The sequence below is a fragment of the Cellvibrio sp. BR genome, from assembly GCF_000263355.1.
GTDB lineage: Bacteria > Pseudomonadota > Gammaproteobacteria > Pseudomonadales > Cellvibrionaceae > Cellvibrio.
In genome coordinates this window covers 436,760-453,413 of the sequence record NZ_JH668200.1, presented here as the reverse complement: position 1 = coordinate 453,413, position 16,654 = coordinate 436,760, and the positions used below count along the sequence as shown (strand labels likewise).

Here is a 16,654-nt window from a genome sequence, read left to right as displayed (position 1 = left end):
AAATAAAGAGGACGGATTGACCGAGATGCCATTCTGCAATCTGAGGAAAGTACAACGGTTCCAGTAAAGATACGCAGTTTTATTGTTATTGTTTGCCCGTGGACAGCGATCTACAACAGGACTTCAGAAACACTTGAGCGGGAGGCTGAATTTACGCCTGCGCTACTGGCTTGGCAATATCTGCCGGGGAAACAAAACGGATATATATGAGAAAAATGCGAGTTGCGTTACAAACCAGCACGCTGGGTGTGGTTTGTAACGCCAACAGCTTTTTAGCGGTTGATTTGACGCTGGCGCGAATAACCAGCCAGCAACAGCAGCATCACCAATAGCAGAAGTGTAGTGCTACCGCCGCCCCCGCCTCCACTACCGCCGCCGGTGTTTGCCGGTGGAGCGGGTTTATCGATGTTGGTGAGGGTGGCGCTTTCCAGGGTCGCGTAGCCATCGCCGGTACTCCCCAGATTTTTCAGATAAGTCACCTGGTAGCTTGACTCATAACCGTCTTCATCAACCTCCGTCATTGCCAAGGTGACAGAATCGTAAGTTTTGCCTTTCCAGCTGCGCGTGGCGGTTTCAATTAACCGGATGGTACGCGTAAAACGGACGGTTTCTACCTGTGTAGGGTTGGTCGACTCGCTCACCTGAACACTGGGATTATTGTTGATGGTTTGCCCTAATTTCATCGATTGGGGAATCAACAGCCAGTTGGTGTAATTGAGTATCAGGTTCGCATTGAAATCGTAAGGGAAGCTTGCCGATTTAATGTAAATACCATCGCTGCGACGTTCAAGCGTGGAGTTATAACCGCCATCGCGGGTCATTAAAAACTGGTTGGCGGTTGTTGATTTACGAACCCGGGTGGTACTGCGATAGCCATTAATATCGGTATAGGTGTAGTCCAAATCGCCCACCAGATAGTAGTCAAACAAGTCTATTTGTGGATGGGTATCGGCTACTTCGGGCCTATAACCGGAATGGATTTCCATGGCATTAGTAGCGCCATCTCCATCCTGATCCAATTGGCCATCGCCGACATTGGTATCGCTCATAAAGCTATATTTCGCTTCTTCCACGCCTTTGATGCCGTCGCCATCGACGTCATCGTCACAGGCATCACCGATCCAGTCCCAATCCAGATCCCGTTGCTGGGTATTGGCTACTAGCGGGCAGTTGTCCCAGCTATCGGCGATCCCATCACTATCGGTGTCGACCGGGCGATTATCGGTTGGGTCGCAGGCATCGCCGACATAATCATTATCGACATCTTTTTGATCCGGGTTGGCGATAATGGGACAGTTATCGCGTACATCGCCGTAGCCATCGCCATCTGTGTCAAGATTGTAGGGGTCGTTGTCGCACTCATCGCCGAGCCCGTCGCCATCGCTATCGCCTTGCCACCAGTTTGCGTTCTTAGGGCAGTTATCCAAGGCATCGCTAACGTCATCGCCATCGGTATCTTTATCGATCAACAAATTATCGATACTGAAACGAATCTCTCCGTCGCTGCTCGAAAAGTAGTTTGCGACCACCCGGAAGGTAATAGTGTGCACGCCCTCGGCGACGTTAAAATGCACACGAGTCCAATCGTTGTAATAACTGTAATGTGTGCTGATTAGGTTGTTGTCGATCCAGATTTCCAATTGGTAAGAGTGGGAGTTATTGCCGTGATTTTTAACCATCACCGAGCCGAGGCTCTCGCTAAACAATGCGGTAAAGCTCACTTCACTGGTTTGGTTAGTGTTAAAGAATAGACCTGAACGTAGCGCAAAACCCTTGCCATCAACCCCTTGAGGTTGAATTGTCCAAGGTGTGTTGCTAGTTGCCGGCGTGTAAAAACCAGCTGGCCAACCATTATCAAAATCAGCGGTATAAACGCCGAGCGGTGATGGTAAGGACGTGGCACTTGCGGGATCAGAACCCAGCATGTGCTCTACCCGATTTGAATAACCATCGTTATCAAGATCGCCATCAGCGTCCGAGGCATTTTTTGGGTTTAACCCAAAAGAGACTTCAAACTCATCACTCAAGCCATCGTTGTCATCGTCACTATCGCAAGCATCGCCGCGTTTATCCAGATCGTTGTCGTCTTGATCCCCATTAGATTCGGCAGAACAGTTATCCGCCAGGTCGTGTACCGAGTCGCCATCGGTATCCGGTAAGTTTGTAAGGTCGTAAGCCTGTATTTGAGGGCCGGCCAGCGTCTGTTTGATCAACACCAGGCGATTGTTGAGATTGAATAATTTCAGGCTCTGAGCATCGCCCAAGTACAAGTTAGACGCCAATTCAAAATTGCCCTGCCAGAATTGCAGATCAGTTTGGCTGGTGGACACGGTAATAAGTTGTTCACCAATCCAGACTCCTGAGCTAATTTCATTGGACAGTGCGTCTGTAACACCAAGGGTTTGGGTATCGATAATTTGCCCCATGCCGTTGAGCATGCGCGAACTGTCCTCATTGAGGATCAGGGGATAGCGGGGACTTAATGTTTCGCCGTGGTACGGAGAGTCGCCTTTATCGGTCAGTTTGCCCGTGCTGAGGTCAACTTTGCGCCAAGCGAGATCACGCGGGAAATGATGATCGGTATGGAAATAAATTCTTTCACTGACCGCGTCCCACAGGTAGGCGTCTGCGATTTCAGCCCATTCCTCTGAGTAAACCAGAGTGCCATTCACGTCATAAGTGTAATGAGTACCCCAGGCACCTGATAAATCGGCGGCAAAAACAAAATTTCCGACCGCCAATAAACCTTGCACCGCATAGGGCATATTGGCAAACAGCGTCTCCGTCGGTTGTTCTTGGGTCAGATCGAAGTAGTTGATTCTTCCGTCGGGGTAACCCAGATAAAGCCGCTGGTGAGCGCTGGAATGAGTGACCCAGGAGGGGGGTGATCGCAATGCCCAACTGGAAAGATATTTATCTTCACTGACCGACCAGCGAAAGAGGCTCAGGCTTTCGCGATCCACCAAAAAGAGATTGTCTTGCGCATCCGAGACAATAAATTCGGGTGTATACGCAAAACCATTTGGATCAACCGACTCAACTTGAGCAGACAAACCGAATGACGATAGATCTACTGGAGCGACACTGAAGCCTGAATCATTTACCGCAAAAGCAAAAACCTGCTGCTCCCGCGCGCTCAAAAAATTGGCGGTTTGTGTTAAATCGACGCTGCCCAAGCCTACATGGCTGGAGTTAAACAGAGTTAACTGGGTGCCGCGCAGTGCAACCGGGTTATCGCCGATAAAGGTCAGCGCTTCCACGCTTCCGCTCAAGCTTCCCGCATAGCTCATGTCACCCGCAAAAAAAATCAAACCAGATCGATCATAAACTTTGGTATGGGACTGGTTGAGGTAAATCCCGGCGGCACCGTTGTAGTTCCAGTTGTGGTTACTGTAAGTAAAATCTTTGATTTTTCCATCAGAGTCCAACTGGTATTTCTGCATTAATCCGGACCAGCTGGCCTCGCTGCGCGCGAAAATAGCGTTATTTGCCGCCGAACCGAGCTGAATTTTGTTGGAGTAATAAGACCCAATGGACGAAGTCTCTATCAAGCTATTATTGAGAGTGTTAATCGCCAAGCTATTGCCGTCCTGATCAAAAGCATAAAGCTTGTCTCCAACCAAAGTTAGATTCACGACATTATTACTTGCATTGCGGATGAAGGTGCTGTCGCCGGTGCTGAGACTTATCGCGCGTATCTCGCGCTGAAATGCAACGTAGGCGGTCGTTCCGCTGATAGCAAAGGCAGTGGGTGTTTTACTCAGGCTGAGATCTGCCTCCTGACTTTGACTGGCCATGTTGTAAATAGCGATTTTGTTAGGTGTGGAAAACAAAAAATACACCTTGTCCCCCAGCACTTCAGTCTCAACATGCAAAGCACTGGCAAAACTGGCGGATAACAGGCATGACAGGAATACTACCGATCTGGCAATTCCTTTTAGAAACAAGCGCATAGAATGCTCCATCACAAAAAGATCGTGGATTGGGTGGTAGGGGGGTTAGGGAACTAGGTCAGGAAATAATTACGATTGTAATTTTTCGCGCCAGTCTAGCGGGAAAAACCGCCCCGCTCAATTGCTGAGCGGGGCATTGAACAAAAAAGACTATATGGGAATAAAGGAGTTTTACCGTGTCGCCCACGCGCGATCACCCGGTTTGTAGGCGAGTGCGCCGTCGTAGCGGCCGGGGATGGGCATGTGGCGCAGCACTTGGGTGCCGCCGACTTCCGAGGTGAAGAAGCCGAACAGGGTGAGCTGCTTGATCATGGTGAAGTAGTGAACACCGCCGCCAGCGACCGTCGTGCGCGCTTCCTGGTCGAGTTGGCTGATAAACGCGGTGCGCTCTGCCGGTTGCAGGGCCATAAAGCCGCGGCCATAGGTTTTGTTGCACTGGGCTTCCAGGCTGAGTAAGCCTTTGTGGAAGATGGCGCGCTCATCCAGGGTGTAACAGTCGGTCACATACACACTCATAAATTGGCCGACTTTGGCATCTTTGGCGCCCGGGGTTTCGGTGCGCGGCAGGATGGTTTCGGCAATTTCATCCAGCAGTGCAATGTTTTCTGCTGAAAACTTGGCGGGTGCGGACGCCGTGGTGGCGCAGCCACCGAGCAGTGCGGTGCTGCCAATCATGGCAGTGCCGGTGGCAGCGGTAATCAGGGCTAGGAGTTCGCGGCGATTCATTTCAGGTTCCCCTTTTTCAATTCTTTGACGGCATAGTCTGCCGCGCGGGCGGTGAGTGCCATGTAAGTCAGCGATGGGTTGACGCAGGAGGCGGAGGTCATGGCGGCACCGTCGGTGACGAATACGTTGGGCGCATCCCACACCTGATTAAAGCCATTGAGCACCGAGGTTTTGGGGTCGCGACCCATGCGCGCGGTACCCATTTCATGGATGCCCATGCCCGGAGCATAGCCCCAGTCGCTACCTTTAACGTTCTTGAGGCCAGCGGCTTCGAGCATATCTACGGCGTCCTGCAGCATGTCTTTGCGCATCGCCAGTTCGTTGTCACGCAGCTCTACGTCCATCGCCAGTACCGGCAGGCCCCATTTGTCTTTGACGTTGCGGTCGAGGTAAATGCGGTTGTCGTGATGCGGCAGTATTTCACCAAAGGCGGTCATGCCAACTGTCCAGGCGCCGGGTTCGGCCAGGGCATTTTTTAAACCGGCACCTATGCCTAATTCGGCGACGTTGCGATCCCAGCCCTCGCGACTGGCAGAGCCCTGGTAGCCAAAGCCGCGCAGGTAATTGCGCTTCTCATCGCCCAGATTGCGGAAGCGCGGGATATAAAAACCGGCGGGGCGGCGGCCGTAGTAATACTTGTCCTCAAAGCCTTCCACCACGCCGCTGGCACCCACGCGGAAGTGGTGATCCATCACATTGTGACCCAACTCGCCGCTGCTGCTGCCCAAACCGCCGGGCCAGATGTCAGTGGCGGAGTTCATCAGAATCCAGGTGGAGTTAAAACTGGAGGCGTTGAGGAAAATCACATTGGCGGTGAATTCGTAGGTTTGGTTGGTTTCGGCATCGATCACTTCTACCCCGCGTGCGCGCTTTTTGTTCTTGTCGTACAGCACCTGGCTCACGATGGAAAAGGGGCGCAGGGTGAGGTTGCCGGTTTTCATCGCCGCTGGCAGGGTGGATGACTGGGTACTGAAATAGGCGCCAAAGGGGCAGCCGAGCCAGCACTTGTTGCGGTATTGGCAGTTGACCCGACCCTGTTCCGGCTTGGGCTGGGTGATGTTGGCGGTGCGGCTATTGATCATCACCCGTTTGCCGCCATAGGCTTTTTTGATGCGTGCGGCGACGTCTTTTTCCACGATATTCAGTTCGATGGGCGGTAAAAACTGGCCGTCGGGCAATTGTTCCAAGCCTTCGTTGGTACCGGAGATACCGGCATAGCGCTCGACGTAATCGTACCAGGGGGCCATGTCTTCATAGCGGATCGGCCAGTCAACAGCCACGCCTTCACGCAGGTTAGCTTCAAAATCCTGCTTGCTGTAACGGTAGCTTTGGCGGCCCCATAACAGCGAGCGACCACCCACGTGATAGCCGCGGTACCAGTCAAAGCGCTTTTTCTCCACATAGGGGTTTTCCTGCTCGTTCGCCCACATGCCCTGGGTTTCTTCGTTGAGCACAAAGTCGCGCTGCAGTACCGGGTGTTTGTCTTTCATTTCCTGAGTCGGGCGACCGCGATGTTCATAGTCCCAGGTTTCTTTGGTGGCGTTTACATAGTCTTTGATGTGTTCAATATTGCGCCCGCGCTCCAGGAGCAGCACTTTCAGGCCTTTTTCGGTGAGTTCTTTAGCGGCCCAGCCGCCGCTGATGCCGGAGCCAACCACAATGGCATCAAAATGTTGTGTAGACATGGATATACCTCTTATTAGGATCAGACGTCGCAGATGCGAATGGCGGCCTGCAGCGATTCAATTTTTTCGGCGGTGGTAGCGCGGTTAGGCATAAATTCCTGTGCCACATAGCCTTTGAAACCGGTGGCTTGAATAGCGCGCACTATGGCCGGGTAGTACAGCTCCTGGGTATCGTCGATCTCGTTGCGTCCCGGCACACCCGCGGTGTGGTAGTGACCAAAGTATTGGTGATGATTCTGGATAGTGCGAATGATGTCGCCTTCGCTGATTTGCATATGGTAGATGTCGTACAGCAGCTTGAAATTGGGCGAGTCCAGACGCTTGCACAGCTCTATGCCCCAGGCGGAGTTATCGGCGAAATAATCCGGGTGGTTCACCTTGCTATTGAACAGTTCCATTTGCAGGACCACGCCGCGTTTTTCGGCTTGTGCGAGGATTTTTTTCAGGCCCTTGGTCGCGTGTTTTAGCCCCTCTTCCGGGTCCCTGCCGCGTTTGTTGCCGCTGAAACAGATCAGGTTTTTATAGCCCGCATCGGCCACCAGATCGATGTGTTCGCGGTAGCGTTCAATCAGCGGTTGATGAAAGCGGCTATCGCCCCAGCCATCTTCCAGATTCAGCTCGGCGCCATTGCACATGGACGAATCCACACCGTGCTGTTTGAGGATATGCCACTCTTTGGGCCCGATCAGATCGATCGCACTAAAGCCCAGGCGTTTGACTACCAGGCAGAGTTCTTCAAGGGTGAGGAAATCGAAAGTCCAGCGCGCGACCGAGTGGCGAATATTGCCTTTCAGCGCCGTAGAACCGGTGGTGGATGAGGACGGTTTGGGTGATGTAGATTCTGCCCCCAGTGCCGCAAGGCTGGATAGCCCCAATGCACCGGCAACAGCGCCGCGCAACAGGGCGCGGCGGTCTTCGGAATGGCTCATGGTTGTTGTGACCTTATCTTGTTATTAAGTATTGCCCCGGCTGCTCTCCACAGCCGTTGTCAGAGGTTAGCTTGCTCTATAGGGCTTAGCCACGAGGTCAACGGATCTTTACAAGTTTTTGGATAAGTTCGCGCTGCTTATAACGGAAAGTCAGCAGCCGCCACCGGTTTGCCAAAATAATAGCCTTGATAGTGCACACAACCTTCGCTTTCCAACCAGTCGCGCTGGGTTTGGGTCTCTACCCCTTCGGCGATGACGCGCAGCTCCATACTCTGGGCGAGGCGAATAATCATGCGTGCGATGGCGGCGTCGTTGCTGTCGGTCAAGATGTCGTTGACAAAGGATTTATCGATTTTTAATTCGCTGATAGGCAGGCGCTTCAGGTAGGAGAGCGAGGAATAGCCGGTGCCAAAATCGTCCAGCGAAAACTTGATGCCGTGATTTTTCAGCTCGTCCATTTTGGCGATGATGTCCTGCTGGTTGTGCACCAGCATGCTCTCGGTCAACTCCAGTTTCAGGTAGCGTGGGTTGGCGCCGGTGCGCTGCAAGGTGCTTAACAGCTGCATCACAAACTGTTGCTGCTGGAACTGGCGCGCGCTGACGTTGATCGCAATCACCAACCGGGCAGTGGTCGGGTTTTGGCTCCAGCGCACCAGCTGCTGACAGGCTTCTTCCACAATCCAGTTGCCGAGCGGCAAAATCAACCCCGACTCTTCGGCGATGGGGATAAACTCCAGCGGCGACACCATGCCGCGCTGGGGGTGGAACCAGCGGATCAGCGCCTCCGCACCCACTATGGCGCCGGTGTGATCCACCTGCGGCTGGTAAAACAGTTGGAACTGCTGTAGTTGCAGCGCCTCGCGGATTTCATGTTGCAGGGCAAAGCGCTGGGCGGTGTGCTCCTGCATTTCCGGGTCGAAGAAGCGCCAGGTATTTCGCCCGGCAGCCTTGGCGTGGTACATGGCCTGATCGGCCTGTTTTAACAGTTCATCGATATGCACCAAGCGGTCGCCAAACAGCGAAATGCCAATGCTGGGGGTGCTGAAATAATCCTGCCCTTCCAGCATGTAGTGCGCATTCAGGCTCTCCAGAATGGTCTCGGCAATTTGCTGGGCGATGGCTGCGGCGTGATCGTGGTTGGAATCCAAGTCCTCCAGCACCACCAAAAATTCATCGCCCCCGAGGCGCGCGACTGTGTCCTGTGCGCGCACGGCCATGCGCAGGCGGTTGGCCACGGCGACCAACAGTAAATCGCCAATATGGTGGCCGCGGTTATCGTTGAGGGTTTTGAAATCGTCCAAATCGATGAACAGCAATGCCCCCAGGGTATTTTTGCGCTCGCTGGCGGCAATGGCGTGTTCCAGCCGATCCTGTAGCAGGCGGCGATTGGGCAGTTGGGTGAGTGGGTCAAAAAACGCCAGGTTGTTAATGCGCGCCTCGTTTTCCTTGCGCTCGGTAATGTCGGTGAGCGTGGAAACGTAGTGGGTGATTTGGTCACAGCCATTTTTTACGGCGGTGATGGTGAGCCACTCGGGGTAAATTTCCCCGCTGCGGCGGCGGTTCCAAATCTCCCCTTTCCAGCTGCCTTCGGTGGAGATGGTCTGCCACATATGCGCGTAGAACTCGGGTTCGTGGTGCCCGGAATTGAGCAAGCGCGGGTTTTGCCCTATCACCTCTTCCGCGCTGTAGCCGGTCACTTCGCTAAAGGCTTTATTGACGCGCAGAATCACCCCGCCTGGGTCGGTAATCATCATGCCTTCGCGCGCTTCAAAGGCGGTGGCGGCCACGCGCAATTCCTCTTCCGCCAGCCGGCGCTCGGTGATATCGCGGCTGATCATCACAAAGTGTTTGTGCGCTCCGGGCGATACCGCCTTGCAGGCAGCGGAGAGTTCAAATTCATGGCGGCCATCGGCCAGTTGCAGGCTGTAGTATTTGCCGCTGGCAAAGCCCTGTTGGCTCGCCTCCTCCATGGTGCTGTAAATGAGCGCGCTAATTCTGGCGGGCACTACATCATCTATTTTTTTGCCGAGAAAAGCGTCCGGTTGCACCAGGAGTAATTCCGGGCGATGGGTGTGGAAATTGTGGATAACGCCATCGGCACTGATTTCAAATAACAAATCGGGAATGGCATCCAGCGTCGCCTGTAATTGCGCGCGCGCATTCAGCAGTTCGCGGGTCTGCTCCTCCACCGCCGTTTGTAAATTGATCTTGCGGCGCTGCAGTTTGGCCATCAAAAAAGTCTGGTAGCCGAGCAGCCCGCTCAGTACCAGCGCCAGCATAATTTCGCTGGTCAGGCGCCACCAATTCACCCAGCCGCTAATGGGCGCCATACTCAGGGTCCACTCGCCGTTGGGTACATCAAAGGATTTATGCACCGGGTCGTGCAAATGCTCCGGCGCATTCACGGCGATGACTTCCTGGTTGTTATCAAAGGGGTTGGTGCGCCAGAGTTTATAGGCCATGCCTTGGGAGTTGAGCTGTTGGATATTGGCGGTTTCCAGCAGGCGATTCACGCGAATAATCACATTGCCAAAGCCCCAAAACCGGCTGCTGCCCTGTTCGTCCACCATAATCGGCAAGCGCGCCACCACGCCGGTGCCGCCCTGCACCAAATTCACCGGGCCGGTCAGGGTCATTTGGCCGGAATCGCGTGCGCGCAGGGCCTCTTTATTTTGGGCGGAATCCGCCAGCTGGTTAAAACCGACGGATTTTTCATTGCCCTCCAGCGGGTACACCTGGGAGATCACCCCATTGGGCGAGAGGCTAATGTGCGACACGCTGTCGTAGTAGGGCAGCATGTCCCGCGCTACGGCTTCAAAGGCGGTGGTCTGCCCCTGGCTCAAACGCACCAGGGTCGCCATGGAGTAATTCAGGGTAAGGGCTTGGCGCAGGCTATCGCGCAGTAAAAAGGCATGGTTTTGCGCAATATTTTCCATATCGGCGCGCAGGTTGTGGCGATGATTCTGCTCAAGGTTCCAGACCACCTGTGTTGAAAGTGCAAGGCAGAGTAGAAATACAATCGACGCCAACAAGCGCGGGCGGCGATAGAGCAGCGGGAAGGAATCAGCCATAAATAACCTGAGGAACTAATGAGATCCCCGTCACTATAGCACTCGCTGCCCAAAGCATCGGCCAACTGGCTTCTATGATGTCTGGCGCAGGGCGGGTTTGGTGCTCAATGGTGCCGGCGCAGAAAGCTCCAGCCGCCGGTCAGGCTCAACCAAAACAGCGTAATACCGCCAACCAATATCAGTAGGCGATAAAACGGGTGCATACCGTAACCCGAATGCAGAGGGTAATTCTGGTTGATGAGCCGCTGTGGCCAGTCGACCTGATCCGCGCGGGCACTGAGGGTAACAATGCCGCTGGGCAGCTCAATTTTGACCGAGGTACGCCCGTTGGGGTGCCACTCATCCGGCAGGCGATAGCGAACACTCATCGCCGCCATACCGGGCGCGGGCAGGCGGATGTAAGTTGGCCAACCATCGGCAACTTGCTGTTGTGCCTGCAGCAATAACTGCCCGGCAGTGGCGCTGGCAGCAGCGGGGATTGGCTGGGGCAATTGGCTGGAGGGCGGCGGCACCAGCAGCGGTTTGGTCAATTTTTGCCACAGCATAATGCTGCCGGTTAACAGAATAATCAGTAGCACCGGCGTCACCAGAGTACCGGCATGGCGGTGGTAGTGCATGAGGTAGGACAGTTTGATCTGGCGCGGAAACACCCAGCGCCAGCGAAAGCTGCGTTTGGTGGGCCACCACAATATCACCCCGCTGATGGCCAAAAATAACCCCAGCACACCACTGGCGAACAGCACTGCTTCACCCACCACGCCGGCAAACAGTTCGGTGTGCAGGTGCCTAAAAAACGCCAGTGTCTGCAGTAGCCACAGATTCTCCTCATAGGCTTGCAGTGAGTCGAGCGCAAGTAATTGCACACTGCGATCGGCATCGCGCGTCAGAGCCCAGTAGGGTTCTTCGGTATTGGGCGCCTTGATCAAATAACCGCTGTTATCCCCTTTAATCCGCTCGGCAATGGCATCCAACTGCAGCGCCATTTGGGCGACGCCGTAATCGGCGGGCAAGTCGGCTCTGGGGGTGATGAGCTGTTTAATCAGCGCCTGTTTGTACACCAGCAAACTGCCACTGAACGCGGCCAGCAACAAAAACACCAGCGCGCCCAGGCCCAACCAGCGATGCCAGCGCAGCAGTAAACGGTCGCGCGCTTTATGCACCCGGCGCGGGCGGGCATTAGCGGCGGTCATTGGTGATGACCATGGGCAATGCCCCGGTAGCCTGTCGATATCAGCATAGTGGTTGGTGTATTAGAAGCTGCGTTGATAGCCCAGATTAATGCTCCGCCCCACACCGGTGAAGTTGCGGATATCGTTCGGGCTGCTCTGCGAATAGTAGGTGAAATAGTATTCGTCGGTGAGGTTTTGCAGCGCGAGGCTGATCACCCCGTCAAACGCGGCGATAGTCGCACTCGCATCCAGTGTGGTGTAGCCCTCAAACTCATTGATAACGGCGCCAGTGCTGTTTTTCACTTCGCGATCCAACAGGTGATTCACCTGCAAGCGTGTATCAACACTGCCCGACCAGGTGCGATCCCAGCTTAGGTTGACGCGGTCGGGGGAGATATTGGTGCCGCCCAGATCGGAATCCACCCGGCCATCTTTGTTGGAATCGTAGCGGCCGGTGGCTTGGGCGTAGCGCAGGCTAAGCAAGTCCACATCGGTGGCGGCCCAGGCGGTGCTGAATTCAATACCGTCGATGGCGGTTTTTTCGCGCTCCACCGTGTAAATACCGTCGGCATCGCGCTGCAACCGCTCGCCAAAATCCGAGTCCGAGGTGTAGTAACTGATTTGGGCGCTAAGGTCGCCGGTCTTAAATTCCACGCCAAATTCGGTACTTTCGGTCAGCACCGGTTTTAAATCCAGAAAGGTTTCTACACTCAGGTTCGGCTGGTTAATACCGCGCAGCACCCGGCCCACATCGGGCATGGCAAAGGCTTCTGCATAGTTGGCAAATACCCGCCAGGCGCTGGTGATTTGGTAGGTGCCGCCGTAGTTGTACAGGGTCTCGGAAAACTCCGGCGCACCACCCTCTACAAAACGGCTGCCGTAAGAGGCAAGTGTGGTGAAGTCATCCACTTCCAGTTTGGATTTTTCATAGCGCACCCCGGTGGTCAGGGTCAGCTTGTCGACACCGGTAAACTCGCCCTGCAAATAGGGCGCGTAGTTCTGGTATTTACTCGGCGGCACCCAGGCGCGGCCGGTCTGGATCAACTCCTGCCAGGTTTCGTCCTGCAGTACATCCACCCCGTAAACCAGATTCACTGGCAAATTGGCGACCTGGTCTTTCACCAGGGTCAGTTTCATGCCGAGTTTTTCCGAGTTGTTTTGCGATTGGTCGATCAGGTTGGGGCCGTAGGCCGGGTCCTGAAAGGTCGCCAGCGGCACGGCTTCGGCGCCATAGGTAGCGGCAAAATCCTGGCTAAAGCCCTGAACCCGCAGCTTTTGCCCCAGGAAATCCTCATGGGTGTAATTGAGGCTGATGGCGGTGACCTTGTTGCTCGCACCCTCGCCGGTAATATCGCCTTTGACCGCGCTGCTGGGGATGCCCTCAGACACATCCCCTGTCACCGATACCCAATTGTTTTGGTTTTCGATCTCGTAGCGGTTCACCATCAGTTCAATGCGCTGCTGGTCCCAGTCGTAACCGGTTTTGACAAAACCGTTCACCGATTGTGAATCCATAGTGTCGCCCTGGGTGTTGTCGGCGCCGATAATCTGCCCCTTGCCGTCGTATGCCATACCCATATCGCGCAGGCTGATACTGGCAATCACATCGGCATTCCCCACGCGGTTGGACAGGCTGTAGCTCACCCCGTAATCCGCGCTCTCGCCCAGGTCTTCGCTTTGGAAACCGGTATTCACCCGGATGCTCTGCTCCAGCTTGGCCGCCGGTTTTTTGGTAATCAGGTTGATAATGCCACCCGCCGCGCCCACCCCGTGAATGGCGTTAGCGCCGTGCAGCACCTCCACTCGCTCAATCACGTTGGGGTCGATGGTATTGCCCTCGCGCCCGCCATCGCGCAGCGGATTGGATTGTGGTACCCCATCAATCATATACAGCGGCTTGCGTCCGCGCAGGGTTTCACCGGCGTTGGTCATCTTTTGGCGACTGGGCGAAAAACCGGGAATCAGGTTGCCTAACACCGTGGACAAATCATCCTGAATTGACAGCTGCTGCTCCAGCTCGGCGGCATTAATCACCGTTACTGTATTAGGGATGGTACTCAGCGGGCGCTCGGTGCGGCTGGCACTGACAAAGACTTCTTCAACGCCATTATCGGCACTGGCAACACCCGGCAGCAGAGCACTACAGGTCAACAACAAACTGGCAGGACGCACAAAACGATACATGGGGAGTTCCTATAACAGACAGCACCACAGGCGCAGGGGGAAGTTATTAGGAATTCTAGCAATAATGAGAATCTCTATCAATGGCGGATATTTCAACGCTTTATCCCAAGCTCTTGCTGCATAAATTGCCTGTGTTATGTTGCCCGCTCAAAAATCATCAGGCTTCACCTTATGCCAAATAACCACACCATCATCCCTTCCCCCGTTGGCCAATTAACCCTGATTGCCAGTGACCAAGGCCTTGCGGCAGTGTTGTGGGAAAATGAAGATCCAAAACGTGTCGGTATTGAAAAAGGCCAACGGTGCGATGACTTCCCGCTGCTGGTCGCAACCGCCCAACAACTGGGTGAATATTTTGCGGGAACACGAAAAGTATTTGCGCTGCCGCTGGATTTTCACGGCACCGAATTTCAGCAGCAGGTCTGGCACGCGTTGCTCACTATTCCCTATGGGCAAACCCGCAGTTACCTGCAAATCGCGCAGCAAATTGGCAATGAAAAATCCGTGCGTGCCGTGGGCGCTGCCAACGGGAAAAATCCCATCTCCATTATCGCCCCCTGCCATCGCGTGATTGGCTCTTCCGGCAAACTCACCGGTTTTGCGGGTGGGTTAGAGGCCAAAGCGTTTTTATTGCAGCTGGAATCACCCGCCCAACAAGCGGATTTGTGGGAATAGTGCGCTTCGCCCTTGGTCACCCTGGCCGGCTCCACGGCACGCGCGAGTTAATCGTTTCCGATACTCGCTACCTAATCGCCCAAGCGCTGGTGATCCCGTATTTCGCAAGGCTTAATGCGGGTCCTATAAAACATAGGCTGTTATTGCAAATTACTTATCCAGGGCTCATGCAAGCGGCCATAGTTGACCAGCGCGGAAAATTTCACAGTGGGGCGCATATTGTTATCGCTAGGGAAATCTGTGGCGAGGCGATTGGGGATGTAGAGTGATTCCACCGCCAAATTATCGACAATCACTTCAGTGGTGCGCTTCTCATTGTTATCGCAGCGATAATATCCCGCGCGCAGTTCAGCGGGCACAATAATCAGTTGTCCGCTGTTGGCAGATTGCCGCTCGCGTTGCACTGCTTCCAACAGTTCGCGCTCGGCGGCGGCATCGATCAAAAACAAACGCGAGTTAGTAGTTTGCGCAGCGGTGAAAAATTCAGTGGCGTCTTTGCGTTTCTCCGCTAATTCTTTTTCTGCCAGTTCGCCATTGGCGGTAGCCGTTAAACCCATGATTAACTGGTGATACTGCTCTACTTGCGCTACATAGTCGGTATAACTTTTGCCATTAAATTCCAGCAATACCCAGCCGGATTGTTTTTGATGCAAGCGCGTTTTTTGTGTGCAAGCGTGAAACTGAAAACTCGCAAAATGTGCAGCGCTTAATTGCAAACTGCGATCATGTTGCCAGCGCCAGTGATTCAGCTCGATGTTGATTGGTTCGGTATTGGGTGTCGCCCAGCGCAAACTCACACGTGCACTGGAGTCCTCTTTGCTAAAGCCGTAGTTATAGGGCAGTTGTAATTCCCGCTCGCTCAGTTCTAACTGCGCGATTACCGCAGAACGGTTTATATACACCTTGCCCAATATAAATGCATTTACCAACAGAATGCAGCCAACCGCAAACCAAACCAATTTTTTGCTCGTGAATCTAGTGGCGATAGTTTTCATGATTGACCTCCTGTCCCTGGTATTGTTTGTTGCGCTACGGTTTGTTGTTGCAGTTTGCGCAGGCGATTAAACACCATCAGCGCCAAAATAGCGGTCAGCCCGATCACCAAAAAGAATAGATATTTAGGCAGCCAATCCCACCACCAATCAAAAAATTTGGTATATAAAAACAGCGCAAAAAACACATTGCCCGCCAGCATTAAATTAGCGGCGCCGGTACGCAAGCCGTAAAGCACTAGCAGAGCACTCGCCACAAAACCAACAATTTGATAGCAACCTTCAATCACATTGGGCGACCAGGGCAAATAACTACTGCCCGCCCAATTGGCTAAAATCAACAGCGCGATAAAAAATACCACCACCGATAACAATTGATAAATCGCGGCAAACCCGTGGTAGCGTGTTTGATTAATCCACTGTGGCAGCGCAAAGAAAAAGAGTGCAGGTAAGAAAAAATGTTCGGGGTTTTCGCCCACGTAAATCCAGTAACTACCCATCCAGGTGCCAAACTTGGCGCCGATAAAAATAAAACTGCAAATTATTGCCGCCGCCAATAACAAACGCACTTGCAATAAATAGGCGAGCAAAAATCCGTAGAGCGCAAATACCGCAAAGGCATTGGGCGATGGTGTGACATTAAAAATGCTACCGAGCATCACAATGTTTAACATCCAACTCGCAAACGACACTAACCCCGCCAACTTGGCGTAATAACCCGAGGCATCAAACTGCCGTACCCAATAAGCGCCCGCCAAACTCAACAGCGGCGCCGCAATTAAAATCACCACCTGGGTTGCGGTGGCGAAATAACCCCAGTATTGATAGAACAGAAAAAACAAACTCGCCGCCAAAGCCGCCGCGCCGAGAAAGGAAACTATTTGCATACCCAGCGACAAATGCCGCGCACCGTCACTCAGGTCCACATCCTGCGCCTGTTGCAACTCGCGTAATAAATTATCGTGATAGCGCAGAATATTCCCGGCATCTTCCTCCGGCAGTTGTAACAAGCCCTGCGCGCTCAGTAGGCTCTGCTCCGCACGAAATGCACGCACCTGATCAGCACGGGCCTGTGCCTGGGTTTTGGTTAGGTTGGTCATAACTGTCCTTTTGGCTGAATAGACAAATACTTGTAAGGTGAAAAACAGTCTAACGATATTCAATACAATAAACAGCGGCGTACGCAAGAATGATCTATTGGTTGGAACAATTGGAACAATAATCCGGTGTGCAATTTGAAGCGGCGAATTTTGAGGGTGACGAAACCTAC

General features: G+C 53.6%; 10 protein-coding genes. 1 reads left to right on the top strand and 9 read right to left on the bottom strand.

Annotated features, from left to right (window positions below):
• Positions 1–272 precede the first annotated feature (272 nt).
• The 7 genes from O59_RS01875 to O59_RS01845 all read right to left on the bottom strand — a co-directional run bounded on the left by O59_RS01875 (position 273) and on the right by O59_RS01845 (position 13,717).
• On the bottom strand, positions 273–3,953 hold the full coding sequence (locus tag O59_RS01875) for a thrombospondin type 3 repeat-containing protein (protein ID WP_007638957.1): 3,681 nt from the start codon (positions 3,951–3,953) through the stop codon (positions 273–275).
• A gap of 171 nt (positions 3,954–4,124) precedes the next feature.
• Positions 4,125–4,679 carry a gluconate 2-dehydrogenase subunit 3 family protein gene (locus tag O59_RS01870; protein WP_007638955.1) on the bottom strand — a complete coding sequence of 185 codons (555 nt, stop codon included), beginning with the start codon at positions 4,677–4,679 and terminating at the stop codon, positions 4,125–4,127.
• The gene (locus O59_RS01865) at positions 4,676–6,364 is read right to left on the bottom strand and encodes a GMC oxidoreductase (protein ID WP_007638953.1); all 1,689 of its coding nucleotides are present in this window, start codon (positions 6,362–6,364) and stop codon (positions 4,676–4,678) included. Before O59_RS01865 ends, O59_RS01870 begins: the two co-directional genes overlap by 4 nt.
• Positions 6,365–6,384: 20 nt before the next feature.
• Positions 6,385–7,293 carry a hydroxypyruvate isomerase family protein gene (locus O59_RS01860; RefSeq protein WP_007638951.1) on the bottom strand — a complete coding sequence of 303 codons (909 nt, stop codon included), beginning with the start codon at positions 7,291–7,293 and terminating at the stop codon, positions 6,385–6,387.
• Between the two features lie 137 nt (positions 7,294–7,430).
• A complete protein-coding gene (locus O59_RS21910) occupies positions 7,431–10,364 on the bottom strand; it encodes an EAL domain-containing protein (RefSeq protein ID WP_007638950.1) in 2,934 nt (977 codons plus the stop codon).
• 104 nt (positions 10,365–10,468) lie between these two features.
• Positions 10,469–11,554, bottom strand: a complete 1,086-nt coding sequence (locus O59_RS01850; RefSeq protein ID WP_007638949.1) for a PepSY domain-containing protein — start codon at positions 11,552–11,554, stop codon at positions 10,469–10,471.
• A gap of 60 nt (positions 11,555–11,614) precedes the next feature.
• Positions 11,615–13,717 (bottom strand): TonB-dependent receptor, encoded by a 2,103-nt coding sequence (locus O59_RS01845; protein ID WP_007638948.1) that lies wholly within the window; start codon positions 13,715–13,717, stop codon positions 11,615–11,617.
• Between the two features lie 171 nt (positions 13,718–13,888).
• On the opposite strand from O59_RS01845, the gene O59_RS01840 reads away from it, so the two are divergent.
• The gene (locus O59_RS01840) at positions 13,889–14,392 is read left to right on the top strand and encodes a methylated-DNA--[protein]-cysteine S-methyltransferase (protein WP_007638947.1); all 504 of its coding nucleotides are present in this window, start codon (positions 13,889–13,891) and stop codon (positions 14,390–14,392) included.
• A 140-nt stretch (positions 14,393–14,532) separates the two neighbouring features.
• On the opposite strand, the gene O59_RS01835 is transcribed toward O59_RS01840, so the two are convergent.
• Positions 14,533–15,387: a DUF4824 family protein gene (locus O59_RS01835; RefSeq protein WP_007638946.1), complete on the bottom strand. Its 855-nt coding sequence runs from the start codon at positions 15,385–15,387 to the stop codon at positions 14,533–14,535.
• The gene (locus tag O59_RS01830) at positions 15,384–16,484 is read right to left on the bottom strand and encodes a DUF2157 domain-containing protein (protein WP_040391031.1); all 1,101 of its coding nucleotides are present in this window, start codon (positions 16,482–16,484) and stop codon (positions 15,384–15,386) included. The genes O59_RS01835 and O59_RS01830 overlap by 4 nt, the downstream gene beginning before the upstream one ends.
• Between the last annotated feature and the right edge of the window lie 170 nt (positions 16,485–16,654).

What these genes read in the sequence shown, in the direction of transcription:
- O59_RS01850 (WP_007638949.1), bottom strand. Translation starts at nt 11,554, where the DNA reads ATGACCGCCGCTAATGCCCGCCCGCGCCGGGTGCATAAAGCGCGCGAC.
- O59_RS01870 (WP_007638955.1), bottom strand. Translation starts at nt 4,679, where the DNA reads ATGAATCGCCGCGAACTCCTAGCCCTGATTACCGCTGCCACCGGCACT.
- O59_RS21910 (WP_007638950.1), bottom strand. Translation starts at nt 10,364, where the DNA reads ATGGCTGATTCCTTCCCGCTGCTCTATCGCCGCCCGCGCTTGTTGGCG.
- O59_RS01865 (WP_007638953.1), bottom strand. Translation starts at nt 6,364, where the DNA reads ATGTCTACACAACATTTTGATGCCATTGTGGTTGGCTCCGGCATCAGC.
- O59_RS01845 (WP_007638948.1), bottom strand. Translation starts at nt 13,717, where the DNA reads ATGTATCGTTTTGTGCGTCCTGCCAGTTTGTTGTTGACCTGTAGTGCT.
- O59_RS01875 (WP_007638957.1), bottom strand. Translation starts at nt 3,953, where the DNA reads ATGCGCTTGTTTCTAAAAGGAATTGCCAGATCGGTAGTATTCCTGTCA.
- O59_RS01840 (WP_007638947.1), top strand. Translation starts at nt 13,889, where the DNA reads ATGCCAAATAACCACACCATCATCCCTTCCCCCGTTGGCCAATTAACC.
- O59_RS01835 (WP_007638946.1), bottom strand. Translation starts at nt 15,387, where the DNA reads ATGAAAACTATCGCCACTAGATTCACGAGCAAAAAATTGGTTTGGTTT.
- O59_RS01830 (WP_040391031.1), bottom strand. Translation starts at nt 16,484, where the DNA reads ATGACCAACCTAACCAAAACCCAGGCACAGGCCCGTGCTGATCAGGTG.
- O59_RS01860 (WP_007638951.1), bottom strand. Translation starts at nt 7,293, where the DNA reads ATGAGCCATTCCGAAGACCGCCGCGCCCTGTTGCGCGGCGCTGTTGCC.